The sequence below is a fragment of the Selenomonas sp. oral taxon 137 str. F0430 genome, assembly GCF_000183625.1.
GTDB lineage: Bacteria > Bacillota > Negativicutes > Selenomonadales > Selenomonadaceae > Centipeda > Centipeda artemidis.
In genome coordinates, this window is record NZ_AENV01000014.1 from 61,407 (window position 1) to 87,334 (window position 25,928).

The 25,928-nt window shown below is 60.7% G+C and carries 23 protein-coding genes and 1 riboswitch; of the genes, 16 read left to right on the top strand and 7 right to left on the bottom strand.

The genetic code is table 11. The annotated features are described in order from the left end of the window. Positions 1–14: 14 nt before the first annotated feature. The 4 genes from mutS (at position 15) to HMPREF9162_RS09765 (ending at position 6,126) form a co-directional block, all read left to right on the top strand. Positions 15–2,624 (top strand): DNA mismatch repair protein MutS, encoded by a 2,610-nt coding sequence (gene mutS / locus HMPREF9162_RS09750; protein WP_009439164.1) that lies wholly within the window; start codon positions 15–17, stop codon positions 2,622–2,624. Beyond that, entirely contained in the window at positions 2,621–4,486 is a 1,866-nt protein-coding gene (mutL, locus tag HMPREF9162_RS09755) for a DNA mismatch repair endonuclease MutL (RefSeq protein ID WP_009439154.1), read from the top strand. Before mutS ends, mutL begins: the two co-directional genes overlap by 4 nt. Then, on the top strand, positions 4,483–5,280 hold the full coding sequence (locus HMPREF9162_RS09760; RefSeq protein ID WP_009439228.1) for a class I SAM-dependent methyltransferase: 798 nt from the start codon (positions 4,483–4,485) through the stop codon (positions 5,278–5,280). The genes mutL and HMPREF9162_RS09760 overlap by 4 nt, the downstream gene beginning before the upstream one ends. A gap of 99 nt (positions 5,281–5,379) precedes the next feature. Next, positions 5,380–6,126 (top strand): metallophosphoesterase family protein, encoded by a 747-nt coding sequence (locus tag HMPREF9162_RS09765; protein ID WP_009439219.1) that lies wholly within the window; start codon positions 5,380–5,382, stop codon positions 6,124–6,126. Between the two features lie 67 nt (positions 6,127–6,193). Here the strand turns inward: HMPREF9162_RS09765 and HMPREF9162_RS09770 are convergent, their stop codons facing one another. The 4 genes from HMPREF9162_RS09770 to moaC form a co-directional block, all read right to left on the bottom strand. After that, positions 6,194–7,252 carry a sulfate/molybdate ABC transporter ATP-binding protein gene (locus tag HMPREF9162_RS09770; protein ID WP_009439220.1) on the bottom strand — a complete coding sequence of 353 codons (1,059 nt, stop codon included), beginning with the start codon at positions 7,250–7,252 and terminating at the stop codon, positions 6,194–6,196. Next, positions 7,252–7,920 (bottom strand): molybdate ABC transporter permease subunit, encoded by a 669-nt coding sequence (gene modB, locus HMPREF9162_RS09775; RefSeq protein WP_009439147.1) that lies wholly within the window; start codon positions 7,918–7,920, stop codon positions 7,252–7,254. The genes HMPREF9162_RS09770 and modB overlap by 1 nt, the downstream gene beginning before the upstream one ends. Beyond that, positions 7,920–8,729 carry a molybdate ABC transporter substrate-binding protein gene (modA, locus tag HMPREF9162_RS09780; RefSeq protein ID WP_009439207.1) on the bottom strand — a complete coding sequence of 270 codons (810 nt, stop codon included), beginning with the start codon at positions 8,727–8,729 and terminating at the stop codon, positions 7,920–7,922. The genes modB and modA overlap by 1 nt, the downstream gene beginning before the upstream one ends. Next, positions 8,726–8,851: riboswitch (molybdenum cofactor riboswitch) on the bottom strand. Its footprint overlaps the gene before it by 4 nt. An 11-nt stretch (positions 8,852–8,862) precedes the next feature. Continuing rightward, positions 8,863–9,339 (bottom strand): cyclic pyranopterin monophosphate synthase MoaC, encoded by a 477-nt coding sequence (moaC, locus tag HMPREF9162_RS09785; protein ID WP_009439134.1) that lies wholly within the window; start codon positions 9,337–9,339, stop codon positions 8,863–8,865. A 336-nt stretch (positions 9,340–9,675) separates the two neighbouring features. On the opposite strand from moaC, the gene HMPREF9162_RS09790 reads away from it, so the two are divergent. The 12 genes from HMPREF9162_RS09790 to cysK all read left to right on the top strand — a co-directional run bounded on the left by HMPREF9162_RS09790 (position 9,676) and on the right by cysK (position 24,731). Then, positions 9,676–10,704: a molybdopterin-binding protein gene (locus HMPREF9162_RS09790; RefSeq protein WP_009439261.1), complete on the top strand. Its 1,029-nt coding sequence runs from the start codon at positions 9,676–9,678 to the stop codon at positions 10,702–10,704. A gap of 8 nt (positions 10,705–10,712) precedes the next feature. Next, the gene (glp, locus tag HMPREF9162_RS09795; protein ID WP_009439224.1) at positions 10,713–11,915 is read left to right on the top strand and encodes a gephyrin-like molybdotransferase Glp; all 1,203 of its coding nucleotides are present in this window, start codon (positions 10,713–10,715) and stop codon (positions 11,913–11,915) included. A gap of 21 nt (positions 11,916–11,936) precedes the next feature. After that, positions 11,937–12,935 carry a GTP 3',8-cyclase MoaA gene (gene moaA, locus HMPREF9162_RS09800; protein ID WP_009439266.1) on the top strand — a complete coding sequence of 333 codons (999 nt, stop codon included), beginning with the start codon at positions 11,937–11,939 and terminating at the stop codon, positions 12,933–12,935. Between the two features lies 1 nt (position 12,936). After that, positions 12,937–13,860 (top strand): MOSC domain-containing protein, encoded by a 924-nt coding sequence (locus HMPREF9162_RS09805; RefSeq protein ID WP_009439171.1) that lies wholly within the window; start codon positions 12,937–12,939, stop codon positions 13,858–13,860. Continuing rightward, a complete protein-coding gene (locus HMPREF9162_RS09810; protein WP_009439256.1) occupies positions 13,857–15,017 on the top strand; it encodes a molybdopterin-guanine dinucleotide biosynthesis protein MobB in 1,161 nt (386 codons plus the stop codon). The genes HMPREF9162_RS09805 and HMPREF9162_RS09810 overlap by 4 nt, the downstream gene beginning before the upstream one ends. Before the next feature lie 25 nt (positions 15,018–15,042). Beyond that, the gene (locus HMPREF9162_RS09815) at positions 15,043–15,843 is read left to right on the top strand and encodes a formate dehydrogenase accessory sulfurtransferase FdhD (RefSeq protein WP_009439193.1); all 801 of its coding nucleotides are present in this window, start codon (positions 15,043–15,045) and stop codon (positions 15,841–15,843) included. Positions 15,844–15,943: 100 nt separating this feature from the next. Continuing rightward, positions 15,944–18,961 carry a formate dehydrogenase-N subunit alpha gene (gene fdnG / locus HMPREF9162_RS09820; RefSeq protein ID WP_009439270.1) on the top strand — a complete coding sequence of 1,006 codons (3,018 nt, stop codon included), beginning with the start codon at positions 15,944–15,946 and terminating at the stop codon, positions 18,959–18,961. Positions 18,962–19,028: 67 nt separating this feature from the next. Beyond that, entirely contained in the window at positions 19,029–19,901 is an 873-nt protein-coding gene (locus HMPREF9162_RS09825; protein WP_009439199.1) for a formate dehydrogenase accessory protein FdhE, read from the top strand. 40 nt (positions 19,902–19,941) lie between these two features. Next, the gene (locus HMPREF9162_RS09830) at positions 19,942–20,766 is read left to right on the top strand and encodes a 4Fe-4S dicluster domain-containing protein (protein WP_009439259.1); all 825 of its coding nucleotides are present in this window, start codon (positions 19,942–19,944) and stop codon (positions 20,764–20,766) included. A 5-nt stretch (positions 20,767–20,771) separates the two neighbouring features. Beyond that, the gene (locus HMPREF9162_RS09835; protein ID WP_009349833.1) at positions 20,772–21,464 is read left to right on the top strand and encodes a formate dehydrogenase subunit gamma; all 693 of its coding nucleotides are present in this window, start codon (positions 20,772–20,774) and stop codon (positions 21,462–21,464) included. 122 nt (positions 21,465–21,586) lie between these two features. Beyond that, a complete protein-coding gene (locus tag HMPREF9162_RS09840) occupies positions 21,587–23,584 on the top strand; it encodes a penicillin-binding protein (RefSeq protein WP_037350605.1) in 1,998 nt (665 codons plus the stop codon). 211 nt (positions 23,585–23,795) lie between these two features. Beyond that, positions 23,796–24,731 (top strand): cysteine synthase A, encoded by a 936-nt coding sequence (gene cysK, locus HMPREF9162_RS09845; protein WP_009439236.1) that lies wholly within the window; start codon positions 23,796–23,798, stop codon positions 24,729–24,731. Between the two features lie 121 nt (positions 24,732–24,852). On the opposite strand, the gene HMPREF9162_RS09850 is transcribed toward cysK, so the two are convergent. Genes HMPREF9162_RS09850 through HMPREF9162_RS12530 form a run of 3 tightly spaced genes read right to left on the bottom strand, consistent with a single transcriptional unit; the run spans position 24,853 to position 25,886 of the window. Beyond that, positions 24,853–25,230 carry a YbaN family protein gene (locus HMPREF9162_RS09850; RefSeq protein WP_037350590.1) on the bottom strand — a complete coding sequence of 126 codons (378 nt, stop codon included), beginning with the start codon at positions 25,228–25,230 and terminating at the stop codon, positions 24,853–24,855. A gap of 15 nt (positions 25,231–25,245) precedes the next feature. After that, positions 25,246–25,659, bottom strand: a complete 414-nt coding sequence (locus HMPREF9162_RS09855) for a type II toxin-antitoxin system VapC family toxin (RefSeq protein ID WP_009439226.1) — start codon at positions 25,657–25,659, stop codon at positions 25,246–25,248. Next, positions 25,656–25,886 carry an antitoxin gene (locus tag HMPREF9162_RS12530; RefSeq protein ID WP_037350592.1) on the bottom strand — a complete coding sequence of 77 codons (231 nt, stop codon included), beginning with the start codon at positions 25,884–25,886 and terminating at the stop codon, positions 25,656–25,658. The genes HMPREF9162_RS09855 and HMPREF9162_RS12530 overlap by 4 nt, the downstream gene beginning before the upstream one ends. Between the last annotated feature and the right edge of the window lie 42 nt (positions 25,887–25,928).

A 25,928-nucleotide genomic window follows, 5' to 3' on the forward strand; every position in this document is an offset into this window, starting at 1 on the left:
CAAGGAGGATCGCCGTGGAGCCACAGAATATCACACCGATGATGCAGCAATATCTCTCTGCAAAGAAGGCGCATCCGGGCGAACTGCTCTTTTTCCGCCTCGGCGATTTCTACGAAATGTTCTTCGACGACGCAAAGATTGCGGCAAAGGAACTCGGGCTGACGCTCACGAGCCGCAGCGGTGACCTCGACAAGAACCCCATGTGCGGCGTCCCCTATCACGCCGCGGACAGCTACATCGCGCGGCTCGTGGCAAAGGGATTCAAGGTCGCCATCGCCGAGCAGATCGGCGATCCGAAGGCAAAGGGGCTGACCCCGCGCGAGGTGGTCAAGGTCGTAACGCCCGGCACCGCTCTCCTCGGCGAGGAGCTCAAGGACGCTGCCAACGTCTACATCGTCCTTATCCATGAGACGGCACCGGGGTGCTATGCACTCGCGGGGGCGGACATCTCGACGGGCGAGTGCTTCTACGCTGTCTATACGGGGGACGCCGCCGTGCAGCAGATACAGGACGAGCTGTACCGGCGGACGGCGGCGGAGCTTCTCTTTACCGAACCGCTATCCGTCGCGGACGATGTGCGCACCTTTGCCGTACAGAGGCTGCCGCACTGTGCCATTACCGTTGTTGCACCGGACGCCGATGACGAACTGCTTGCGCGCCATTTCCCGCCCGAGGAGATTCCCGCGGACGCGGGCGCGCGCACGGCGATTGCCGCGCTCCTGCGCTATCTGCACGCGACGGTGATGGCGGATCTCTCGCAGATCAACCGCCTCTCGTTCCTCGATGCGGCGGCGGGAATGCAGCTCGACACCTACACACTGCGCAACCTCGAAATCACGCGCAGTCTGCGCGACGGCGGCAAGAAGCATACGCTCTTCGACGTACTCGACTTCACGCGCACGCCGATGGGGACGCGTCTCTTAAAGTCGTGGCTCGAGCACCCGCTGCTCGCACCGCACCGCATCGATGCGCGTCTCGACGCGGTGGCGGAGCTCGTGAGCGCGTCGTCCCTGCGCGCCAAACTGCGGGAGCTCCTGCGCTCGATCTACGACTTTGAGCGCCTGCTCACGCGCATCGAAACGCAGGCCGCGAATGCGCGCGACCTCGTCGCCCTGCGCGTGTCGCTCGCGGCGCTACCCGGCGTGCGTGCGGCGCTCTCGGGGGCAAAGAGCCGCCTGCTGACGCGTGCGGCAGAGGGGATAGAGACCTTTGACGACCTGCGTGAACTGCTTATGGCGGCGATCGTCGACGAGCCGGGACTCTCCGTGCGCGACGGCGGCATTATCCGCATGGGATACAGTGACGAGCTTGACGAGCTGCATCGCTTTTCACACGACAGCAAGTCGCTCCTGCAGGAGATGGAGGAGCACGAGCGGGATCGCACGGGCATCAAGACGCTCAAAATCGGCTACAACAAGGTGTTCGGCTACTACATCGAGGTGCGCCACAGCGGCAGCGACCGCGTACCTGCGGACTACATTCGGAAACAAACCCTCGCGAATGCGGAGCGGTTCATCACCGAGGAACTCAAAGAGTTCGAGACGAAGATCCTCAGCGCGCAGGAGAAGATCGTTGCGCTCGAGTACAGCCTTTTCGCAGAGCTGCGCGATCGGGTCAAGGAGCGGCTTGTTCCCATTCAGAACGTCGCCCGCATGATCGCGCGCGTGGACGTCCTTCAAAGCATGGCGGAGGCGGCGGCATCGTACCGCTATGTGCGCCCCGTGATCCGCCCCGCATCGGACGGCGAGATCATCATCAAGGACGGGCGGCACCCCCTCGTGGAGCGTCTGCTCGAACGCGATCTCTTCGTGCCGAACGACACGCACCTCAGTCACGGCGGAACGGAGACGATGCTCATCACGGGGCCGAACATGGCGGGCAAATCCACCTACATGCGGCAGGTCGCGCTCCTCACGCTCATGGCACAGGTCGGCAGCTTTGTCCCCGCACGGTCGGCGGAGATCGCGCCCGTCGACCGCATCTTTACGCGCATCGGGGCGAGCGACGACCTCGTGAGCGGGCAGAGCACGTTCATGGTTGAGATGAACGAGGTCGCGCAGATTCTGCGCGAGGCGACGCGGGACAGCCTCGTCATTCTCGACGAGATCGGGCGCGGCACGAGCACATTCGACGGCATGAGCATCGCGCGTGCCGTCGTGGAGCACATCGACACGCGCATCCATGCAAAGACGCTCTTTGCAACGCATTACCACGAGCTGACCGAGATGGCAAATGAGCGCATCCGCAACTACTGCATCGCCGTGAGGGAAAAGGGGCGCGGCGTCATGTTCCTGCGCCGCATCGTCGCGGGCGCGGCAGACAAATCATACGGCATCCACGTCGCACGGCTCGCGGGACTCCCGCCAAAGGTCACGGAGCGCGCTGAGGAGATTCTGGGCACGCTTGAGGCGTGCGCCGTCACGCAGCGCGCCGCAGCCGCGGCGGGGCAGCCGGAGACGGATCTGCCGATCGCGGCGGAGGAGCCGGGCATGGCGTCCCTTTTTGCGGGCGGTACGCTCGAGGAGCTGCGCGGGCTAGACGTGATGACCATGACGCCGCTCGAAGCGATGAACACGCTCTATCGTCTGCAGGAGCAGGCACGGAAGGAGGCGGGAGAGAGATGAAACGGATTCATGTCCTCGACGATACGACCATCAACAAGATCGCGGCGGGTGAGGTCGTCGAGCGTCCCGCCTCCGTGGTGAAAGAACTCGTGGAGAACGCCATCGACGCGGGCGCGACCGCCATAGAGATAGAGATCATGGGCGGCGGCACGAGCTTTATCCGCGTCACGGACAACGGGCGCGGCATGGAACGCCCCGATGCCGAGACCGCGATCCTGCGCCATGCGACGAGCAAGATTTCGACCGTCGCGGATTTGCAGACCGTCGGCACGCTCGGATTTCGCGGCGAAGCGCTTCCGACGATCGCGTCCGTGTCGCGCTTTTCCCTCATTACACGCACGGCGGATGCCGACCTCGGGACGCGCGTCGAGATCCTTGGCGGCAAGACGACCGAGATCGAGGATGCGGGCTGCGACGTCGGGACGACCGTGCGCGTGGAGGATCTGTTCTTTAACACACCCGCGCGGAAAAAATTTCTCAAGATGGATCGCACGGAGGCAGGCAAGATCAGCGACTATGTGATCATGCTCGCGCTCTCGCGCCCCGACATCGCGTTCCGCTTCGTCAACAACAACCGGCTCACGCTTATGACGGCGGGCGACGACAGCCTGCGCCGCGCAATCGAGAGCATCTACGGCGGCGACGCCGCGGGGGCGCTCATCCCGCTCGACTTTACGGACGAGGCGGGAGACATCCGCATCACGGGCTATATCTCAAAACCCTCCATGATTCGCAGCAGCCGCGCGTGGCAGACCTACATCGTCAACGGGCGCACGATCCAAAACCGCGCGATTGCCAAGGCAATCGACAACGTATACCGCGCCCTCGTGCCGAAGATGGGCTTTCCGCTCGCCGTGCTGCGCATCGAGGTGCCGCAGCGCACGATCGACGTGAACGTGCACCCGCAGAAAACGGAGATGAAATTCGAGGACGAGGGGCGCATCTTTAAGGCGGTCTACAAGACTGTCCAGGGCGCCGTGCGCGGCGCGGCGGGCGAAACGGCATCGATTGCCGCCGCCGTCGAAAAGCCGAAATTTCACTATGAATCCATGCCGCTACGGATGCCCGTCACACCGCCCCCCGCGTCCGTACCGCACACTTACGCACCGACCGCGATGCCCGCGCAGACCGTTCACGAGGCGGCACAGCGCGCGGCGAGCGCTGACCTGCGCAGCGTACAGGATATTGTCGGCAGAGCGCGCAGTGAGGAACGTGCCGCGCTGATGGCGGAGGAATCCCCGGGCGCGTACCGTGCGGAACCTGCGCCCGCGGGGACGATCGAGAGCGGGCTCATCCCCATCGGACAGGTCGATCTCACCTACATCGTTGCGCAGAGCACACGCGCACTCTACATCATCGACCAGCACGCCGCGCACGAGCGCATCCTCTTTGACCGGTTTTGTGCGCTTGCAGAGGGGATTCCCTCGCAGCAGATGCTCGTGCACGCGATTCTCTCCTTTGACGCGCGCGAGATGCAATATATTGAAGAGAACGCGGAGCTCTTTTCCCGGCTCGGCTTTCGGATGGAACCTGCGGGCGATCGCGAGTACCGCCTGACCGAGTCGCCCGCCGACGTGCCGACGGACGAGGCGGAGGACGTCATTCGAGAGATCCTCGTCTCCCTCGGCGAGCTGCACGCGGCGACGCCCGCGGAGCTGCGGCAGGCGGGGCTTGCGACTATGGCGTGCCGCGCCGCGATCAAGGCGGGCGAGGAGCTGAGTTTTCGCCAAATGGAGATTTTGCTCGAAGAACTCCGCACGACCCCGTTCCCCTTCACCTGCCCGCACGGACGCCCGACGATTCTCACATTCGATACGACCGACCTCGCGAAGATGTTCAAACGCACGGGGTTCAACCTATGATGGCGCGCGTCGACGCCGTTGTGACGACCGTGCGGCGGGGACATAAATATACCGAGGCGAACAGGCGGCTCGCGGCGGAGACGGCAGAGCGGCTTGGCATCCCGAACGTACCGCGCGGGAGCGATTCCTTGGGCGATCTGCGCGTCCGCTACGGCGTCGGAAACGTCCTCGTCGCGCGGAGCGGACGCCTTACCCTCGACACGGCGTCGGGGGAATTATTTTTTCACCCCGGAATGTCGCATCTGCGCATCAAGAACCTCATGCGCGGGCAGGGGGATCACCTCGTTGCCGCGCTCGATCTCCGCGCTGGAATGCATGTGCTCGACTGCACGCTCGGCACGGGCGCGGATGCCATTGTCGAGAGCTATGCCGCCGGCGAGACGGGGCGCGTCACCGCACTCGAATCGAGCCCCCTCATCGCCGCGGTCATCGGCGACGGGCTTGCCCATGCCACCGGGGACAACTATGACATGCACGCCGCCATGCGGCGCATCACAGTCTGCGCCACGGACGCATTGACCTATTTGCGGGAACAGGCGGCGGGCAGCTATGACGTCGTTTATTTTGACCCCATGTTCCGTTGTCCCCTGCATGAAAGCGCGGGCATGAACGCCCTGCGCGCGCGCGCCGACATGCGCGCCCTCACACCTGAGACCGTCGCCGAAGCGCGCCGTGTCGCCCGCCGCCGTGTCGTTATGAAGGAGCGTAGGGAGAGCGGAGAGTTTGAGCGGTTGGGCTTTTTTGAAGTCGTGGGAGGGAAGTATAGCCGAGTTTCGTACGGCGTAATGAAGTGACAGCTTCTAGCTATGCATCTATACACACAAGAGAGATAATTCCGCTCACTTCGATCAAGGGGTTCCTAGAGGAAGTGACTCTATATAAAGGGGGATCTTATGGATTTTCAGCGGATTTTAGCTGTTGGTGATATTCATGGCGATATACAGCGGCTGCGTGAGCTGTGGAAGAAAGTAGATTTTGATGATACGCGGGATTTGCTTGTTTTTCTAGGAGACTATATTGACCGCGGTCCAAAACCCCTTGATGTACTGACCTTCGTGCAAAGGGTTACCGAACGTTATGAGAATGTCTATGCATTGCTTGGTAATCACGAAGCGATGATGCTGCACTATTTGACTCAGAATGGGCGAGACGGATTTGATCCGACAGATATATGGCTTTCAAATGGTGGGGGAACGACCTATCACCAACTCCGTACGATGCGGGAAGAGCCTGCAGAGCAACTCATCCAATTTGTGAAATCACGTCCTCTCTATTTTCGTGCACTCTATGAAGAACAGCGCATCCTCTTTGTCCATGCGGGCATTAATCCTGCGCAGAAAAAGCAGACGGCACGCGATCTCCTCTGGATACGCGACTCGTTTTATGAAAACTACCGCGGCAAAGAGCTTGTCGTCGTCGGGCATACCCCCACACAGTCCATGCCGCGCGGCGGCAATACACCACTTTTTCTCCCCAACAACATCATCGCCTGCGACACGGGGAGCTTTCTCCCCGGCGGACGCATCAGCTGTGTCGATGTCCGGCGGTATCTCAATCTCTGCGCACGCGGGGAAGCACCGTCCGCCGAGGAACTTGCTTCTTGTTATGTGCAGAGCAGTATGCTCAGAGTTGTAAGATAAAAACACAGGAAAAACGGCCGTACGAAAGCACAAAATGCATTCGTACGGCCGTTTTTTTGCGATCCCACTAATCCCGCAGCAGCATGAGATGTTCGGCGGGGAGGCGGAACGGGACGATGTCGCCGAGGCTCAGCGGGTGCTCTGCCCAAATGGGTTTGTCCACTTCCCAGCGGATGCTCTTCATGTCCGAGGCGAATCGGAGCATGACGATGTAGGAGAATGTGCTCTCGATGATCTCGGTGACGGCGGCGGGGAATGTGTTCCCCGCGCCGGTTTCGGCGATGCTCATATAGTGCGCGCGGATGGCGACGGATCGGATGTCCTCGAGGTGATCCGCGGTCTCCTGCGGCACGGCGAGCGTGACGCCCCAGTCGATCGCGCCGATGTGTCTGTCGTCCAAACGGCACGCGGCGGAGATGTTCTTGCATCCCGTGAGGGTGGTCGCGGCACGCGTGCCCGGACTTTTGAAAAGGGCGTGCTTATCCATCGGCGGGGTGAGTGTCCCGCGGTCGACGGTTGCGATCTCCTGCGCGATGCGGAACGCTTCGTCGCGGTCGTGCGTGACGAGGATGGCGGAGATGTCCTGCGCGGTAAGTATCTCGCGCAGGGCGGTCTCGATCTGCCATTTGAGATGCGTGTCGAGCGCGGAGAGTGGCTCGTCGAGGAGCAGGATCTCCGCGCCGCGCGCGAGGATGCGCGCGAATGCGACGCGCTGCTGCTGTCCGCCGGAGAGCCCAGCGGGATAGGCGTTTTCAAGCCCGTGCAGGGAGAAACGCGCGACGTTTTCGGTGAAGATGCGCTCCTTTTCCGCGTCCGTGCCCGTGAGCGCGAAGACGATGTTCTCGCGCACGGTCATGTTCGGAAAGAGGGCGTAGTTCTGAAAGAGGTAGCCGACGTTCCGCTGCTGCGGCGGGAGGTCGATGCCCTGCGCGCTGTCAAAGAGCGTGCGCCCGCTCAGGACGATGCGTCCGCTGTCCGGGTGTTCAAGTCCCGCGATGCATTTGAGCGTCATGCTCTTGCCGCTGCCCGATGCGCCGAGGAGGGCGAGGGTCGTGTCCCCGAGTGTGAAATCCGTTCGCAGCGTGAAATCACGCAGCTTTTTCTCGATGTTTACAATCAGCTCCATCAGCGCACCTCACTCTTGAGATAGAGGTTCATGGCGCCGATAAAGACGAGTGAAAAGAGCGAGATGACGATCGCCCAGCGAAACGCGAGGTCGTAGTCGTTTGCCTGCACCGCCGCGTAGATCGCGGTCGACATCGTCTGCGTGTGCCGCGGAATGTTGCCGGCGAACATGATGGTCGCGCCGAACTCGCCGAGCGCACGGGCAAACGAGAGGACGAGCCCCGCGAGGATGCCGTGGCGCGCGTTCGGCAGGACGATGCGCCAAAAGATGCGCCAATTGCTGACGCTGAGCGTCTGTGCCGCGTGGATCATGTTCCGGTCGATCGCCTCGAAGGCGCCGCGCGCCGTGCGGTACATGAGCGGCAGGCTCACGATGACCGCCGCGATGACCGCCGCGCGCCATGTAAAGACGAGCGGCAGGTCAAGCGAGAGGAGGAAACTCCCGATGGTACTGCGCTTTCCGAGAAAGAGCAGGAGGAAGAATCCGACGACGGTCGGCGGCAAGACGAGCGGGAGTGTGATGATCGCGTCGGCGGCGGTGCTCGCAAAGCGGCTGCGAATCTGCAGGACGCCCCATGCGAGCGCGATGCCGACGAAGAATGTGATCACGGTCGCCAGCCCCGAGACCTGGAGCGATATGACGAGCGGTGAGAGTGTTTCGTCCGTCATTATTTCACGGTGAAGCCGTATTTCTTAAAGACTTCCTTCGCTGCATCCGATTGAATGAATGTGAGGAATTCTTTCGCGGCTTCCATATGCGGCGCATCCTTGAGGACGGCTGCGGGGTAGACGATGGGCTTGTGCGTGTCGGCGGGGGCGACGGCGGCGACCTTTACCTTATCGGAGACGGCTGCATCCGTTGCGTAGACGACGCCGCAGTCCGCGTCGCCCGTCTCGACCCATGCGAGCACCTGACGGACGTCGGAGCCGTAGACGGCACGCTCTTTGACCTGATCGAGGATGCCGAGCTTCGTAAAGACCTCTTCGCTGTACTGCCCGACGGGGACGCCCTTCGGCTCGCCGAGCGCGATGTGCTTGACTGCGGGATCGAGCACTGCCTTAAAGTCGGGCAGGTTCAGCTTGCTGTCCTTCGCCGTGATGAGGACGACGTCGTTGATGAGGAGGTCGACACGCGTGCCGTCGGCGAGGAGCTTCTTCTCATCGAGCGCGTTCATCTGCTTTTGTGCGGCGGAGACGAATACGTCGGCGGCGCCGCCGTTTTCGATCGCCTGCTGGAGCGCGCCGCTGCTGCCGAAGTTATAGACGAGCTTCACGTTCGAGTGATCCTTCTCGTACATCGTGGCGAGGTCCTTCATGGCGTCTGTGAGGCTCGCCGCCGCGGAGACCTGCAGCTCGACGTTCTCGGCGGCTTTCTTCGGCGCGTCGGCGGCTTTGTTGCCTCCGCCGCCGCAGCCTGCGGCGAGCAGTGCCGTCGAAGCGACGGCGACGGTCAGCATTTTCTTGATGTTCAGGTTCATTTGGTATACTCCTTTACAAAAATAGGTAGGCATGAGGGTTTCCTCCCATACCCCGTGACGCGCGTGCGTCAGGCAGGAGCTCGTAGCCGTGCCGTAGAGCCGTCCTGCTCGGAGTTCCCCGTGGGGACTGTAGTCAGCGGATGAATGTGCCGCTCTTGCCGCCGGACTTGCGTTCGAGGCGGATGTCCGTGATCTCCATGCGCTTGTCGATCGCCTTGCACATGTCGTAGACGGTCAGCAGCGCGACGCTGACGGCGTGCAGGGCTTCCATCTCGACGCCCGTCTCGCCCGTGACCTTGACGGTCGCGGCGGCGCGGACGATCGGCTGCGGATCGCGCGTGAGCGTGAAGTCGACGGTGCATTTCGAGATCGGCAGCGGGTGGCAGAGCGGGATCGTGTCCGACGTGCGCTTTGCCGCCATGATGCCCGCGATGCGCGCGACGCCGAGGACGTCGCCCTTTGCCGCCGTGCCGCCCTCGATGGCGGCATAGACCGCCTCGCTCACGCGGATGATGCCCGTCGCGAGGGCTTCGCGGTGCGTCGTTTCCTTGCCGCTCACGTCGACCATGACGGCGGCGCCGTGCTCGTCGAAATGCGTTAGATTCGGCATGATGCTCCTCCTTTCCGTTCTAATGTGTTCATCATATCCTAGTGGTGGGAGAAAATCAATGCCTTTTGTCACTTTCATGGAAAAGAAACACTGTGAGAGCCGGCTCAGAGGCAAAATTATTCTAGTTATTTTGCACGGTTGCTGTGAAAAAAGTCATAGAGAAAATTTATTTGATGTGCTATAATCAATAAAAAGAATGTATAAGTGAGAATGAGTTTTAACTAGATATTAATTTGAAACGAGTCGCTCTAGATTCGTTCGAACTGTGTATTATATTGCGGCATTTGTGCGAATAGGGGCGCGCGGATGCCGGCACCGACGGAACGGGGGGAGACTATGCGTGAGGTGCGTGTGCAGGATGCGGTCGGTATGACGCTTTGCCATGACATTACCGAGATTGTGCGCGGCAGGACGAAGGGCGCGCGGTTCCGCAAGGGCGATGTGATCCGGCTGGACGACATTCCCGTGCTCCTGCGGCTGGGCAAGGAGCATCTCTATGTGTGGGAAGAGAACGAGCGGATGCTGCACGAGAACGATGCGGCGGCGATCCTGCGCGATCTTTGTCAAAACGAGCACATGACGGCGAGCGAGCCGAAAGAGGGCAAGATCGAGCTGAAGGCGACGGTCGACGGCGTTTTTGAGCTCGACGAGGAGCGTCTTGACGCGGTGAACGACATCGACGACGTGATGATCGCGACGATCGCGCAGCATTACCCGGTGAAGGCGGGGGCAAAGCTCGCAGGGATGCGCGTCATCCCTCTTGTGATTGAAAAAGGAATTATGGAACAGGTACGCGTTGCGGCGGGCAATGAGCCGCTGCTGCGCCTTTTGCCATACAGAAAAATGAAAGTCGGCGTCGTGACGACAGGCTCCGAGGTGTTCCATGGGCGCATCAAGGATACGTTTACGCCCGTGCTTGACAGTAAGCTGCGCGCGTTCGGGCTGCGTGTGGACGAGCACCGTCTCTCGGACGACGGAACGGAGCACACGCGCGCGGCGATCGCGGAGCTGCTCGACATGGGCATGGACATGGTGCTCTGCACGGGCGGCATGAGCGTCGATCCCGATGACCGCACGCCCGCCGCGATCAAGGCGACGGGGGCGCGCGTCGTGACCTACGGCGCACCCGTACTCCCGGGCGCGATGTTCATGCTCTCGTATTATGAAAAAGAGGGGCGGCAGGTGCCCATCATGGGACTGCCGGGCTGCGTGATGTACTCGCCCGCGACCATCTTTGACATCGTATTGCCGCGCGTTGTGGCAGGGAGCGAGTGGACGCGGCGTCAGATTCGCCGGCTCGGCATCGGCGGGCTGTGCATGGAGTGCAAGGTCTGTCACTATCCCGTCTGTCCGTTTGGAAAGTAGGCGCTGCAATGGAACTTTTGGAACTCGAGCACGCCGTTGAGGTGCTGCTCTCGTATGTAAAGACACCGCAGACCGAGCGTGTGCCACTCATGGAGGCGGCGGGACGCACGGCGGCGGAGGACGTCTATGCGGCGATCTCCAATCCGCCGTTCGACCGCTCGCCGCTCGACGGCTATACCTTTGCCGCGGCGTGCGTCGCGGGGGCGACGGCGGAGCGCCCTGTGCGTCTGCGCGTCGTGGGCGAGGAGTGTGCGGGCGAGTTCTACGCGGGCACGGTCGGTGCGGGCGAGACTGTCCGCATCATGACGGGCGGCGCGATTCCTGCGGGCTGTGACTGCGTGATCCGACAGGAGGATGTAAGGGAGGGCGGGGACGCGATTCTCGTGCCGTTCCCCCTGCGCGCGCATGAGAATTACTGCGACGCGGGCGAGGATGTGCGCGCAGGCACGCATATTATTCGGAAGGGACAGACGCTCCGCGCGGCGGATCTCGCGGTGCTCGCGAGCCAAGGGCATACGGAGGCGGCGGTCTATCGCCGTCCGCGTGTGGCGGTGGCGAGCACGGGCGACGAGCTCCTGCCGCCCGGTGAGCCGCTGCGCCCCGGGAAAATTTACAACAGCAATCTCTTCCTCATCGCGGCGCGGCTGAAGGAACTCGGGCTCGATCCGGTCGTGCTCGGCATCCTGCCAGACGACGTGGAGGAGGCGGCGCGCGAAATCGCGGCGCACGCGGAGGGGATCGATCTGTTCCTCACGACGGGGGGCGTCTCCGTCGGCAAGAAGGACATCATGCACGGTGTCGTGCCGGCGATGGGGGCGGAGCGCATCTTTTGGCGGGTCAATATGAAGCCGGGCGCGCCCGCGATCGCCTACACGCGCGGCGAGATGCTCGGCATCGCGCTCTCGGGCAACCCGTTCGCGGCGTATGCGACGTTCGAGCTGCTTGCGCGCCCCGTGCTCGCGCGGATGCAGGGGCGCACAGAGGTACAGCTGCGTCGCATACGGGCAAAGCTCGCCGACGCGTTCCCAAAGGAATGCCTTGGGCGGCGCTTCCTGCGCGCGCGCATGGGAGACGACGGGCTGGTCTATCTGCCCGACCAGCATGAGTCGGGGACACTCTATTCCGCGGCAGGCTGCGACGCGTTCGTCGACGTGCCGGAGGGGACACCGCCGCTCGCCGTCGGGACAACGGTGGACGTCGTGCTCCTTTGAGCTTAGATACAGGGGATTATTATGCGGGATCGATTTGAACGCAAAATTGAATATCTGCGCATCTCTGTGACGGACTGCTGCAATCTGCGCTGCCGTTACTGTATGCCCGCACATGGAGTGAAGAAACTCGCGCATGAGGACATTCTTTCCTATGAAGAGATCCTGCGCGACGTGCGCGCGCTCGCGGCGCTCGGCATCCGCAAGGTGCGCCTGACGGGCGGCGAGCCGCTCGTGCGGCGCGACATCGTGACGCTCGTGCGGGGCTTAAAGGAAATCCCCGGCATCGAGACGGTCGCGGTGACGACGAACGGCGTGCTCCTCGGCGCGATGCTGGACGATCTCGTCGCGGCGGGACTGGACGCGGTGAACCTCAGTCTCGACACGCTCGACGGGGGCAAGTTCTTCTCCATCACGCGGCGTCCGCTGTTCGGCAGCGTGATGGAGTCGCTCGAGCGGCTGGCGGCGGAGCGGCGCATTACGGTGAAGCTCAACTGCGTGCCGATCGCGGACGTTAACGATGACGAGATCGCGGCGATCGCCGCGATTGCGCGCGACCATGCCGTGAGCGTCCGCTTCATCGAGCTGATGCCGATCGGCTGTGCGCGCACGGCGGGCTACCGCGGCGTGCCGATGGACGAGGTGCGGGCGCGGCTGAGATCCGCGTTCGGCGCGCTCCTTCCCGTGGGAGACGGCGCACACGGCGCGCGCGCGGTGCCGATGGGTCCCGCCGCCTATGTGCGCCCTGCGGGATTTACGGGGAGCATCGGCTTCATCGACGCGATGGAGCACAAATTTTGCAGTACCTGCAATCGTGTGCGCCTGACGGCGGAGGGATTCCTAAAACTCTGCCTCTACAGCAATGCGGGGCTCGACACACGCGCGCTCCTGCGCGGCGGAGCGACGGATACGGAGCTTGCGGCGGCGGTTCGAAACGCCGTTTGGCAAAAGCCCGAAGAACATTATTTTGAAAGCGACACGGCGACGCGCGATCGGCGCGCCATGTATCAGGTGGGAGGTTAATATGGGAAAAATCCGGGCGCTCTGCATCAGTGAGAAGCGCGGCACGCAGAAACACGCGCTCGACCGCGTGTTCTTCGTCACGGAGCACGGCATGGACGGCGACGCGCACGCGGGGGACTGGCATCGTCAGGTGAGCCTCCTCGGGCTCGGCGAGATCGATGATTTCCGCGCGCGCGGGGCGGATGTGGACTTCGGCGCGTTCGGGGAGAACCTCGTCGCCGAGGGATTCCGGTTCAAGGAACTGCCGATCGGGACGCGCCTGCGCGTGGGCGATGTATTCCTCGAGATCACGCAGATTGGCAAGGAGTGCCATAGCCACTGCCAAATATTTCATCAGGTCGGCGACTGTATCATGCCGCGTGAAGGTGTCTTTGCACGCGTCCTGCACGGCGGCTGGGTGACGGTCGGCGACGAGCTCGAGCTGACGACGGATAAAATTCTGCTCGACGCGGCGGTGCTCACAGCGAGCGACAAGGGATCGCGCGGCGAGCGCGAGGATAAGAGCGGCGCCGCCATCCGCGAGATGCTGACGGAGGCGGGCTACGCTGTCGCGGGACACGGCATCGTGCCGGATGAAAAGGAAGCGATCGCGCGCGAACTCACGCTCTGGTCGGATCGCGGCGTCGCGCTCGTCCTCACGACGGGCGGCACGGGATTTTCCGTGCGCGACGTGACGCCCGAGGCGACGCGCTCGGTCATCGAGCGCGAGACGCCCGGCATCCCCGAGGCGATGCGGGCGCTCTCCATGCAGATCACGCATCGCGCCATGCTCACGCGCGCGGCGGCGGGCATCCGCAAGCGCACGCTCATCGTCAACCTGCCCGGCAGTGAGAAGGCGGTGCGTGAATGCCTCGGGTTCATCCTGCCGGAACTCCGGCACGGCATTGAGATCCTGCGCGGCGATACGGGCGAGTGTGCGCGATGAATCTCTCGGATATTACGCTCATCGTCGCGGCGGGCGGCAGGAGCACGCGTATGGGACGCGACAAGCGATTTCTCGATCTAGCGGGTGAGACCCTGCTCGCGCGCATGCTCCGCAAGGGACGCGCGGCGGGATTCCGTGAGATCATCCTCGCGGCGGAGGGCGAGACGGAGGAGCTGCGTGCCGTCGCGGCGGCGTTCGGCGCGCGGCTCGCCGTCGACGAACGCCCCGCGCAGGGACCCGCCGCCGCGATTGCGGCGGGGCTTGCGGTGATGACGGCGGAGTGGGCGCTCGTCCTCTCGGGCGATATGCCGTTTTACGATTTTGATCTCGTGCGCGCACTGCTGTCCGAGGCGCACGGGGATCGCCAAGTCGTTTTGCCGACGCTGCTCGGCTATTGGCAGCCGCTCGCCGCGCTCTACCGCAGGGAAGCGGGGACGGCGTTTGCGGCAGGCATCGCACGCGGCGACCGCAAGCTCGGCATCATCCTCCGGGAACTCGCCATCAAGGAACTGCCGCTTACGGTCGATGCGGGGCTGTTCTTCAACGTGAACACGCCCGCCGCCTACCGGCTCGCGCTCGGACGCATTGCGAACGAGCGGCGCGCCGTGCCGATGCTCTCGGTCGCCGCGCCCGCCTCGGGGACGGGCAAGACAACCTTCATCGAGCGGCTCATCCCGCGGCTCGCCGCGCACGACATCCGCATTGCGGTCATCAAGAGCGACGCACACGGATTCCAACTCGATACGAAGGGAAAGGACACCGACCGATTTACGGCGGCGGGCGCGTCTGCGGTCGCGGTCAGCGCGCCGGACGGATACTTCATTTTACAGAAGACGCAAGTACGAGAAAATCTGGGGGATATTGCCGCCAAAATCCATAGTGTAGAACTATATATCACGGAAAGCCGATCACGCGGGACTTTTCCTATAGTCAGTCTCTATCGTGGGAAGGGAGAACCGCTCGTCGACGCGCAGACAGCGGTGCTTTTTGTGAAAAATGCGGCGGACGGCAGAGCTTTTTCAGCGGCGGAGCTGCCGCCGGAGCAGGAGATCCTGCGTGCGGATCTCGACGACCCGGAGACGGCGGAGCGGCTCGCACTGTTCCTCATGGGGCGTCCGCTCTACGGTGCGGACGGAGCAATGTTTCTAACGATGTGACAAGACGACAATGGGGGAGATGGACATGGAACTGCAGCGCAGCGAATATATCGACGTACCCGTGATCCGTTATGTATCGGAGGACAACGACTTTGTCCCCGACCATAAATACACCTCGGAGGAAGTGTTCTTCGACATCACACTGAACGGCGCGCCGTTTACGACGGCGTTCTGCTCGCCCGTCGACTACGAGGATCTCGTGATCGGTATGCTCGCGCAGACGGGGCGCATCCGCACAGCGGACGACGTGACTGCGCTCACCGTCGACGCAGAGGGGCTGCACGCCTCCGTAGAGACGACAGCGGACGCGCAGGCATGGGCGGCGGAGGCGGTCAAGCATCCGCGCTACTTCTCCGCACGAAAGATACTCAAACTGCGTCCGGAGGAAATCTTCGAGCGTCCGCGTGATGTGCATTTTCGCGCGCGCGACATCCTAAAGACGGCGGACACGCTCCTCTCGGAGCTGTCCAAAACCCACGACACGACGAACGGCGTCCACAGCGGCGTCATCTACGATCAAAAGAATGAGAAAATCCTTGTCTTCCGTGAGGACATCGGCAGGCACAACGTCTTTGATAAACTCTACGGCTGGGCTTTACGTAATCATGTGGAAATTTCCGATAAAATCATCATCTTCAGCGGGCGGTGCTCGTCCGAGATGATGTTAAAGCTCGGGCGCATGGGCATCTCAACGGTCGCGGCAAAATCCGTCCCGACGACGCTCTCGCTCTCGATTGCAAAGAAACTCGGCATCACGCTTGCCGCGCGCATGGCGCCCGGTTCGTTCTGTGTATATGCGAACCCGGAGCGCGTTGCGCTTGCCTAACATTGGTGAAAACGGGCAAGCCCCGATTTCATAGATAGATTCATTCAGGTTTAGGGGAGCCTATCGGCGGCACATCCGCCGATGAGAAAGGAGAATCACGATGAACTTTAGCAGACGTGACTTTTTAAAAGCCACCGGGCTAAGCGGCGTCGGGCTGGCTCTGGCGAGTCTCGGACTCGACGTTGCCCCTGTGAAAGCGGCTGCACAGACGTATAAGCTGTCGGGGGGACGCGAATTTACCTCCGTCTGTCACTTCTGCGGCTGCGGCTGCGGTACGCTCGGCTACGTCAAAGAGGGGAAACTCATCAATCTCGAAGGGGCGCCGGATCATCCGGTGAACCGCGGGGGACTATGCCCGAAGGGGCTTGGTTACGGACACATCCCAAACTCGGCGGAGCGGCCGAAGAGTCCGATGTACCGCGCGCCCGGCAGCGACCGGTGGGTGGAGATCAGCTGGGAGGAGGCCATCGACCGCGCGGCACGCGCGCTGAAGAAGGCGCGTGACGAGCACTGGGTCGGTCAAGACGAAGCGAACGGCTACAAGTTCATGAGCAACCGCACGGACGCCATCGCCTTCATCGGCGGCTCGCAGGTCAACAATGAGGAGTGCTATCAGCTCATCAAGATGGCGCGCGCGCTCGGCGTCGTCTACATCGACAATCAGACGCGCGTTTGCCACGCGACCACGCCGCCCGCGCTGAACGCCGCGTTTGGCCGCGGCGCGATGACCGGCTCGTGGTACAATCTGAAACACGCGAAGCTGATCTGGATCGAAGGGTCAAACATGGCGGAATGCCATCCGATGGCGATGAAGAACGTCATGGAGGCGCGCGACAACGGCGCCATCGTCGTCCATGTCGACGTCCGCTATACGCGCACATCCCGCGTTGCGGATCACTTCTTCCAGCTTCGTCCGGGGACGGATATCGTCTTCCTCGGCGCTATCATCAACTACATCATCCAGAACAAAAAATACGATGCCGATTATCTGCGGCGGAACACGAACGCCTTCTGTCTCCTGCGCGACGATTACGAATTTGACGCCGGTATTTTCTCCGGCTACGACGAAAAAACACGGACTTATAACAAAGAGACATGGGGCTATCAAGTCGATGCGAACGGCAAACCGATGAAGGCGAGCAGCATGGCGGCAAAGAACACCGTCATGGATCGTCTCGCAGAACATTTCCAACGCTATACGTTCGAAAAGGCGGCGGCGATCACGGGGATGCCCGAGGCGGACATTAAGAAAGCCGCGGAGCTGTTCTCCACCATTACGCCGACGGTTATGATGTATGCGCTTGGCATGACGCAGCACACGGTCGGTGTGGAGAATCTGCGCTGCTTCACCATCATCCAGCTCCTCATGGGCAACATCGGCGTCTCGGGCGGCGGCATCGACGCGATGCGCGGGCAGCCGAACGTACAATCCTCGACCGATTACGGCATCATGTTCCAGTATTATCCCGCGTACCTTTCGTACCCAACGCACACGGACGATACGCTCGCGAAGTGGACGCACCACAACGGTACGTTCCGCGCGAAATTTCTCAAGAACCTCCTCAAAGCGTGGTTCGGCGACGCGGCGACGGCGGCGAACGACTATATGTTCAACGCGCTCCCGATCCGCAACGGCACGCATAACGATTCCATGTACGTCATGTTCGAGAAGGCGATGGAGGGAAAGGTCAAGACGATCTACGTCTGCGGTCAGAACCCGCAGATGACGAATGCGAACCTCACCATCGTCAACAAGGGGCTCAAGGGCATCGACACGCTCATCGTGCAGGACGTCTTCGTCAACGAGACGGCGGCGTTCTGGGAGCGTCCAGGCGATAATCCCGCGGACATCAACACCGAGGTCATCTTCCTGCCGGCGGGCTCCTATCTCGAGCGCTGCGGCACGATGACGAACTCCATGCGCATGATCCAATGGCGCATGAAAGGTCCCGACCTCGCGAACGATTCGCGTCCCGATTACTGGATCTGCGACAAACTGTGGAAACGCATCGTCGAACTCTACAAGGATTCGACCGATCCGAAAGACAACGTGATCAAAATGATGACGTGGAACTACGGCGACCCCGAGGACGGACAGACCTACGTCGAAAACGTCATGAAGGAATGCAACGGCTACGATCTAAAGGACGGCCATCTCCTGCGCGGCATTCGCGAGATCCGCGACGACGGCACGACGATGGCGGGCATGTGGATCTTCACCGGTGTCTACGGCGACGGCGTCCATATGGCGCGGCGCCGCGGGCAGGAGGACGAGGGCGGCATGGGCATCTATCCGAACTTCGCCTGGGTCTGGCCGGACAACATTCACATGCTGTATAACCGAGCCTCCTGTGACGAGAACGGCAAACCGGTGCGGCCGGGGCAGAAACTCGTCTGGTGGGACGAGAAAAAGGGCATGTGGGACGGCTACGATGTCCCCGATGTCGGCGACCGCACGCAGGGACCGAACACCCCGGGCGGACAGAAGCCGTTCCGCATGAACGGCGAGGGCATCGCCCGCCTCTTTGCCGCTGAGTACAGCGACGTTGAGAACGGCGAGACGCGCGATCACTCCTACGTTCCCGTTGACGGTCCTCTGCCTGAGTTTTACGAACCGGTTGAGAGCCCGACGAAGAACATGATGAACGAAGGACAGCGCACACAATTCAACCCCTGCGTCATCTATCCGCGCGTGCCCGAACTGCAAAAGATCGGAACGCCCGACGAGTACCCGTACGTGCTCTGCACATCGAGTCTCACCGAGCACTGGTGTTCCGGCACGATCACGCGCAATATCCCCTATCTCAACGAGCTGGTCAAAGAGCCGTTCGTCGAGATCTCAGATAAACTCGCCGCGAAGCTCGGCGTTCGCGGCGGTGACCGCGTCCGCGTCAGCACGACACGCGCGAGCATCGAGGTCAAGGCAATGGTCACCAAGCGCGCCCGACCGCTCATGGTCAACGGCAAAGAGACGCATATGATTTGGCTCCCCTACAACTGGGGGTTCAAGGGGCTGTCGACAGGCCCCTCCGGCAACTATCTGACGATCGATGCGCTCGATCCGAACGTGCAGGAGCAGGAGTTTAAGGCCTGCCTCGCCAACGTCGAAAGGATATAGCTTTCCGACCGCGGCAACGGTCAAAGGATGGAGAACAAACGTCCGACAGGACGAGGAGACCCTTTGTATGAAAGCTAAGAAAACAGATCCGATGAAACGCTTCCTAAAAAAATATCCCTTCCTCAAGGAAACAGAACGTGTTTACCGCACGGTCGATGCCGCAGTCGGCGCGCCGGAGCCGATACAGCTCCCCGCGCGCGCGGCGGCTAAGACCCTCGCGGAGAAGCTGCCGATTCTCCAGCAGGAGACCTATCGCCGCCGTATGGTGCGCGCGGTCTATATGATCCAGGAGGAAGTATACGACCGCATCGCGCGGGCGGACGTGCCGCCCCTCATGCGGGAATCGGCACGCGCATACCTCGCCGTGCTGAAACCGCTGCGAAAGACGGCAAAGGAAGAATTCATCACCGCAGTTCTATTGCAGGACGCCCCCGCATTCGCGGCACTGTGCGCACGGCACAACCTCAACGAGGGGTTCGTCCGCAGTACGACGTGGCGCATCATCGCCGCACTTGTACCGCTTGCACTCAAAGAGCCGGAGGCATGGGATGCGGATCCGGACAGGCCGCAGTTCCGGCAGAACTACTGTCCCGTCTGCGGACGTCGGCCGGTACTCGCGGATCTGCATAAATTCCGTGACGGCAGGGCGCGCTACCTCATTTGCGGTGGCTGCGGAACTCAATGGCTCTACGCACGCGTCGGCTGCGTTTACTGCGGCAACGCGGATCTCGAGAAGATGCGCACGCTTGAGCCCGAGAACGACGACCGCATACGGCTCGACATCTGCGACGCGTGCGACAGCTACATCAAGACGTGCCGCGGCCCCGCTGAGGGCAGCGACGACGACTATATCTATCGGCAGGACTGGGCGAGCGTACATCTCGACCTCCTCGCCGAGGAAAAGGGCCTTCATAAAAAGGGGAACCCAATATTAGAATAGAGGATTCGATTCCATATAGAGAAGGAGAGGAGCGAACATCATGACACAGGAAATCGCAATGCTGCATGACATGTCGCGTTGTACCGCGTGTCGCGGCTGCATGGTCGCGTGTAAACAATGGCACGACCTGCCGCCGGATATGGACACCCCGTTCGAAGGGCAGTACCAATCGCATAAAGATCTCAGCTCGCGCGTCTACACGCTCATCCAGATGAAAGAGCGCGTGGACGACAAGGGGAAATTCCACTGGGATTTCTTCAAGAAAAATTGCTTCCATTGCGGCAATCCCGCCTGCGCCGCGGGCTGCCCCGCGAACGCCATCGACCGCAATCCGAACGGCACCGTCGTCATCAATGAGGACAAATGCATCGGGTGCCATTACTGCGAACACAACTGTCCGTGGCATATTCCAAAAATCGACGAGGTGCGGCATAAATCGACGAAATGCGATCTTTGCTACGACCGCATCGCGCACGGCTATGAGACGACAGGTGAGATCCTTAAGCCCTCGTGCGCGAAGACCTGCACGTCGCACGCACTCGAATTCGGTACCATCGAGGAGATGAAACAGCTCGCGGTGGAACGCCTTGCGATGATTCAAGAGAAGCATCCCGACGCGAACATCTACAGCCCCGAGGGCGTCGGCGGAACGCATATGATCTATGTGCTGCCCGAGAAGCCTGCCGTATTCGGTCTGCCGGAGAACCCCGTCACGCCGCTTTCCATCGATCTTTGGAAAGCGGGACGCGCGTTCACGAAGCTCGCCATCGGCGGCGCCGCCGCCGGTATCGCGGGCGCCATCGTGCTCAGCAAGATCGTCAAGTCGCGTGCAAAAGCGCAGGCAAAAGAGCAGGAGAAGGGGTGAGCAGCATGTTGATCAACAAAGAATATGTGCCGCGCCATAAGATGGCATTCGCCGTCTGTCACTGGATGAACGCGTTTGCATTCTTCATGCTGTTCCTGACGGCACTGCCGCTCTACTCGGACAGCTTCCGCTTCATGTATCACATTTTCGGCGATAAGACACTCATGTACGCGCACCGTGTGTTCGGCGTCGTGTTCATCATGACCCCGATCATCGGGTTCTTCATGGCGCGCGAGGGCTACATGACCATGATCAAAGAAGTGTTCCGCTTTGGCAAGAAGGACATGGAGTTCATGCAGAAGTTCCCAATCGAGCTGATGGGAAAGGATCCCCACATGCCGCCGCAGGGCTTCTACAACGGCGGCGAGAAGATGAACATCGCCCTCCAGCTCGCGCTCTCCGTCGTCATCGCCGTGACGGGCGTCATTCTTTGGATGGGCGACAGCATCCTCCCGGCGACGATCACCGCGTATGCGATTCCCGTGCACAGCATCGCCGCGGCCGTCTGTTTTGCCGCCGCGCTCGGCCACATCTATCTCGCCGCAGGCGTCAATCCCGACTCCCTGCACGGCATGACGAGCGGCACCATCAAGGCGTCGTACGCCGCGCATCATCACGGCGCATGGGTCGAAGAACTCATCGCCGAGGGCGTCGTCACGCGCGAGGAGATCGCACAGGCGGAAAAGGAACATCACTGACTTCGGTGCTTTTACAGGAAAAACTGCCGCAGTGCACGCAGTGTGCTGCGGCAGTTTTCTTTTTCTCTCTTTTTATGCTATGATAGCGGAGGAATACTGTGTATGGGGGCGGCAAAGAGCGTATGAAAAATCTTCGGGGGCTTGTGCAGCGCCGCATTGGATGTGTGGCGATATTGATGTTTGCGATCCTCGTCATCCTGACGGGGCGATACGCCTACCTGCAAATCGCGCAGGGGGATGAGCTCGCACAGCGGATGCGCGATCAGAGCGGCTATGAGTTCCGTATCCAGTCGCTGCGCGGCGCGATCCTCGACCGGAACGGAAAAGAACTCGCCGTCAGCAGCATGACAAAGTCTCTCTTCATCGACCCCAACCACGTCTACGACGGGCACAAACCGGAGGAAATTGCCGCCGATATCGCGCCGCTCATCGGACTTACGGAGCAGGACATCCTCGACGACATCGCCGTCGGCGGCGGATTCGTGTGGGTAAAACGCCGCCTTGAGCATGACGAGTACGAGGCGGTGCGCGCCGTCATCCGCGCCAAGGGCTACAGCGACTGCCTCGGCTTTCAGAACGAAGCAAAACGCTACTATCCGAACGACGCGCTCGCCGCGAACGTACTCGGCTTCGTCGGCATCGACGACAAGGGGCTCGACGGCATCGAGCAGGCGCTTGATCCCCTGCTCAAGGGGGAGGTGCGCGAGGAACGTCTCACCGTCGACGGACAGCGGCGTCCCATCTTTGACTCCATCTTTTTCAGCCGCCGCACTTACCGCGGCGACTACTGCAAAACCGCGGTATTGACGCTCGACAGTACGATTCAGTTCATGGTCGAACAGGAACTCGACCGCGCCATGGCGGAGAACAATCCCGCGTCCATCACCGCCGTCGTCATGAATCCCAAGACGGGTGAGGTGCTCGCGATGGCATCGCGCCCCTCATATAACCCTAATAAATTTTGGGACTATCCTCCCGAGAGCTGGAAGAACCGCGCCGTCTCCTTCATCTACGAGCCCGGCTCGACATTTAAGGCGATCGTTGCGGGTGCCGCGCTCGAAGAGGGGATCGTTACGCCGTATCAGGTCTTTATGGATCCCGGCTATGTCATGGTTTCAGGGAAGCGCATCCAAAACTGGAACAACGAGAGCTACGGCGCCGTTACGTTCACCGACATCGTGAAGAACTCGCTCAATACGGGATTCGCGCAGGTCGGGCTCTCGCTCGGCGCGCAGCGGCTCATGCATTACACGCGTCTCTTCGGATTTGGCGAGGCGACGGGCATCGACCTGCCGGGCGAGGAGGAAGGCATCCTCTTCAAGCCCGAATCGATGCTCGACTCTGACATCGCGACGACCGCCATTGGGCAGAGCATCGCCGTGACGCCGCTCCAGCTCGTGACCGCCATGTCCGCCATCGCGAACGGCGGCACACTCATGCGCCCGTACATCGTGCGTGAGATCCGCAACCCGGACGGCTCTATTTACGAAGAACGCCAGCCGCAGGAGATTCGCACCACGCTCCAGCATACGGTTGACCGCACTCTCATCGGTCTCCTTGAACAGGTTGTCGCCACGGGCGGCGGCGCCAAGGCGGCGGTGAAGGGCTACCGCATCGCGGGCAAGACCGGCACGGCGCAGAAGATCCGTCTCGATGCCGGCGGTTATATGGAAGGGCACTACATCGCGTCCTTCTGCGGCTTTGCCCCCGTCGAGGATCCCATCTTTACGGTGCTCGTCATGATCGACGACCCGCACGGCGGCAATTTCTACGGCGGGCAGATCGCGGCGCCCGTCGCCTCGCGCATCTTTACACAGCTCCTGCGCTACGCGCATGTGGAGCCGTCGAGCAATCCCTTCACCGAGCCGGCACAGGAGCAAAAAAACGCGCGCAGCGCCGCGGAGGAACAGCGGCTCGAATCCGCCGCCGCGCCGCCCGAAGGAAAGGCGATTGTCCCCGACTTTACGGGGCTTTCGATCCGCGAGGCGGCACGTCTGGCACAGCAGCGCGGACTCTCCTTTGAGAGCGAGGGCACGGGCGCGGCGGTCAGGCAGTCGCTCAGCGTGAACGACATCGTCGACCAAGGGGAACGCGTCAAAGTGTATTTTGAACCTACCTAAATATTAGAGGATGTCCTGTTGTTTAATGGCGAGATTCAGCGGCAGGACTTCATTATGATTGCCGTACATGGTATGAGATGCCATGTGCGGCTTTTTGTACTGTAAAATTATTTCCGTGCCCTATTGACATCATGCTTGAATCGGTATATATTATAAACATACTTTTTAGATATGTTTACTTTATGAAATCAAAAATAAAGGAGAATGAATCATGGCAAAAATCTACGGGAGCGTTACGGAACTCATCGGGCGGACACCGCTGCTCGCAGCAAAGTCGTTTGCGGCGGCGCACGGACTGAAGGCAAACCTCCTCGTCAAACTGGAGTATTTCAACCCTGCCGGTTCCGTTAAGGATCGCATCGCCATCGCCATGATCGAGCAGGCGGAGAAGGACGGCAAGATTGCCCCGGGTGCAACCCTCATCGAGCCGACCAGCGGCAACACGGGCATCGGCATCGCCTCCGTTGCGGCGGCGCGCGGCTATCGTGCCATCCTCACCATGCCGGAGACGATGAGCGTTGAGCGCCGCAACCTCCTCAAGGCATATGGCGCAGAGATCGTTCTCACGGACGGATCGCAGGGCATGAAGGGTGCGATCGCAAAGGCGGAGGAACTACACGCCGCGACCCCGAACTCCTTTATCCCGTCGCAGTTTGAGAACAGCGCGAATCCCGCCGTACACGAGCGCACAACGGGACCCGAAATTTGGGCGGATACCGACGGCACAGTTGATGCGTTCGTCTCAGGTGTCGGTACGGGCGGTACCGTTTCCGGGGTCGGGCACTATCTGAAAAGTCAAAAGCCCTCCGTCCATATCGTTGCCGTCGAGCCTGTCGATTCTCCTGTTCTCACGGGCGGCAAGCCGGGACCTCACAAGATTCAGGGGATTGGCGCGGGCTTTATCCCAAAGACACTGGATACGAGCGTATATAACGAAGTCCTCCGCGTAACGAATGACGATGCATTTGCCTACGGCAAAGAGTTCGCGCGGCGCGAGGGCGTCCTCATCGGCATTTCGTCAGGGGCGGCACTCGCGGCAGCCGTCGCGCTCGCAAAGCGTCCCGAGTTCGAGGGGAAGACCATCGTCGCCCTTCTCCCGGACGGCGGCGACCGCTATCTCTCCACAGATCTTTTCCAAGATAAGTAAACCTGTACGGGATTCGTATAGAAACGAGACTGCCCCGTCTGCATGGTAAATGCAGCCGGGGCAGTCTCGTTTTGCAGCTGGTTATTATTATGCCGTTCTCTTACCGATGATGGCGTCGGGGTTATCCCCTTGTCGGAATTCGGAACACAAACACAATCAAGTGCGCGATCCATACCAAACTAATTATCGCGCGCGCATGCGGATGATCCGTGAACGTAAAAGAGATCCCCATGAGGATGGTCACGGGAATCATGATGCGAAGTTTTTGCCGTACCGTCATCCCGTTGCGGCTGTCCCGTGCGATAGCCATTGTCTCTTTGTAGATGCGCGTTCCGCGCAGCCATGCGTCGAGACGGCGTGAGCTGCGCGTAAAACAGTATGCCGAGAGGAGAATGAACGGCACCGTCGGGAGCACCGGGAGGAATGCACCGATGACACCCAGTGCGAAACTGAGGATACCGAGCGCACCGAAGAAAAGTTTTTTAGAGGCATTAAAGATCCTTTTCTGATTATCTCAAGACACGTCGTCTTGCGCCCAATTCTCGATTCGGAGACCGGGGACACGCTCAAACTCTCTGACGTTATTCGTAATCAAAATGAGCCCCGCCGCACGCGCGTGAGCGGCAATTAATGTATCCATTGTGCCAATAGGAGTTCCCCGCTTTTGAAGCCGGGCACATATATCGCCATATTCTACAGCGGCGGTATCATCGAATGGGAAAACATCAGGCATCGCTAGAAAATGTATGAGGGCGATTCTATTCTTTTCAGGATATGCACTTTTTGAGACACCTAGTTCCAGCTCAGCAAGCGTAATTGATGAAATACAGATTCCTCTTGAAAGATTTTGCTTTAGTCGTGCCAACACATGACGGGGCTTATTTTTTATCGCGTAGATGCAAATATTGGTGTCTAACATATAAGTCATAGCGCATCTCTATTAGAAGGAACATCTTGCCCCCGTCCGTCGGCAAAAAAATCATCTGTGAACTCTTCCAAACCGGATAAAAAAGTTTCCCAAGCATCTTCTTTTGGAACAAGGATCACAGCTTTTCCTAGCCTCTGTATGAATACTTCCTTCCCATGAAAACGAAAATTTTTCGGGAGTTGGACTGCTTGACTTCTTCCGGTTTCGAATAATGCTGCACATTCCATGACGGATACCCCCTATCATCATATTTCCAACGTGCATATTAT

Bases quoted from the DNA above. Each gene is read 5' to 3' on its own strand.
- HMPREF9162_RS09790 (WP_009439261.1), top strand. From the start codon at position 9,676: ATGCGTGAGGTGCGTGTGCAGGATGCGGTCGGTATGACGCTTTGCCAT.
- cysK (WP_009439236.1), top strand. From the start codon at position 23,796: ATGGCAAAAATCTACGGGAGCGTTACGGAACTCATCGGGCGGACACCG.
- HMPREF9162_RS09840 (WP_037350605.1), top strand. From the start codon at position 21,587: ATGAAAAATCTTCGGGGGCTTGTGCAGCGCCGCATTGGATGTGTGGCG.
- HMPREF9162_RS09805 (WP_009439171.1), top strand. From the start codon at position 12,937: ATGGGAAAAATCCGGGCGCTCTGCATCAGTGAGAAGCGCGGCACGCAG.
- HMPREF9162_RS09830 (WP_009439259.1), top strand. From the start codon at position 19,942: ATGACACAGGAAATCGCAATGCTGCATGACATGTCGCGTTGTACCGCG.
- HMPREF9162_RS09825 (WP_009439199.1), top strand. From the start codon at position 19,029: ATGAAAGCTAAGAAAACAGATCCGATGAAACGCTTCCTAAAAAAATAT.
- HMPREF9162_RS09835 (WP_009349833.1), top strand. From the start codon at position 20,772: ATGTTGATCAACAAAGAATATGTGCCGCGCCATAAGATGGCATTCGCC.
- modB (WP_009439147.1), bottom strand. From the start codon at position 7,920: ATGACGGACGAAACACTCTCACCGCTCGTCATATCGCTCCAGGTCTCG.
- HMPREF9162_RS09770 (WP_009439220.1), bottom strand. From the start codon at position 7,252: ATGGAGCTGATTGTAAACATCGAGAAAAAGCTGCGTGATTTCACGCTG.
- modA (WP_009439207.1), bottom strand. From the start codon at position 8,729: ATGAACCTGAACATCAAGAAAATGCTGACCGTCGCCGTCGCTTCGACG.
- fdnG (WP_009439270.1), top strand. From the start codon at position 15,944: ATGAACTTTAGCAGACGTGACTTTTTAAAAGCCACCGGGCTAAGCGGC.
- HMPREF9162_RS12530 (WP_037350592.1), bottom strand. From the start codon at position 25,886: ATGGAATGTGCAGCATTATTCGAAACCGGAAGAAGTCAAGCAGTCCAA.
- glp (WP_009439224.1), top strand. From the start codon at position 10,713: ATGGAACTTTTGGAACTCGAGCACGCCGTTGAGGTGCTGCTCTCGTAT.
- HMPREF9162_RS09815 (WP_009439193.1), top strand. From the start codon at position 15,043: ATGGAACTGCAGCGCAGCGAATATATCGACGTACCCGTGATCCGTTAT.
- HMPREF9162_RS09810 (WP_009439256.1), top strand. From the start codon at position 13,857: ATGAATCTCTCGGATATTACGCTCATCGTCGCGGCGGGCGGCAGGAGC.
- HMPREF9162_RS09855 (WP_009439226.1), bottom strand. From the start codon at position 25,659: ATGACTTATATGTTAGACACCAATATTTGCATCTACGCGATAAAAAAT.
- moaC (WP_009439134.1), bottom strand. From the start codon at position 9,339: ATGCCGAATCTAACGCATTTCGACGAGCACGGCGCCGCCGTCATGGTC.
- mutL (WP_009439154.1), top strand. From the start codon at position 2,621: ATGAAACGGATTCATGTCCTCGACGATACGACCATCAACAAGATCGCG.
- HMPREF9162_RS09760 (WP_009439228.1), top strand. From the start codon at position 4,483: ATGATGGCGCGCGTCGACGCCGTTGTGACGACCGTGCGGCGGGGACAT.
- HMPREF9162_RS09765 (WP_009439219.1), top strand. From the start codon at position 5,380: ATGGATTTTCAGCGGATTTTAGCTGTTGGTGATATTCATGGCGATATA.
- moaA (WP_009439266.1), top strand. From the start codon at position 11,937: ATGCGGGATCGATTTGAACGCAAAATTGAATATCTGCGCATCTCTGTG.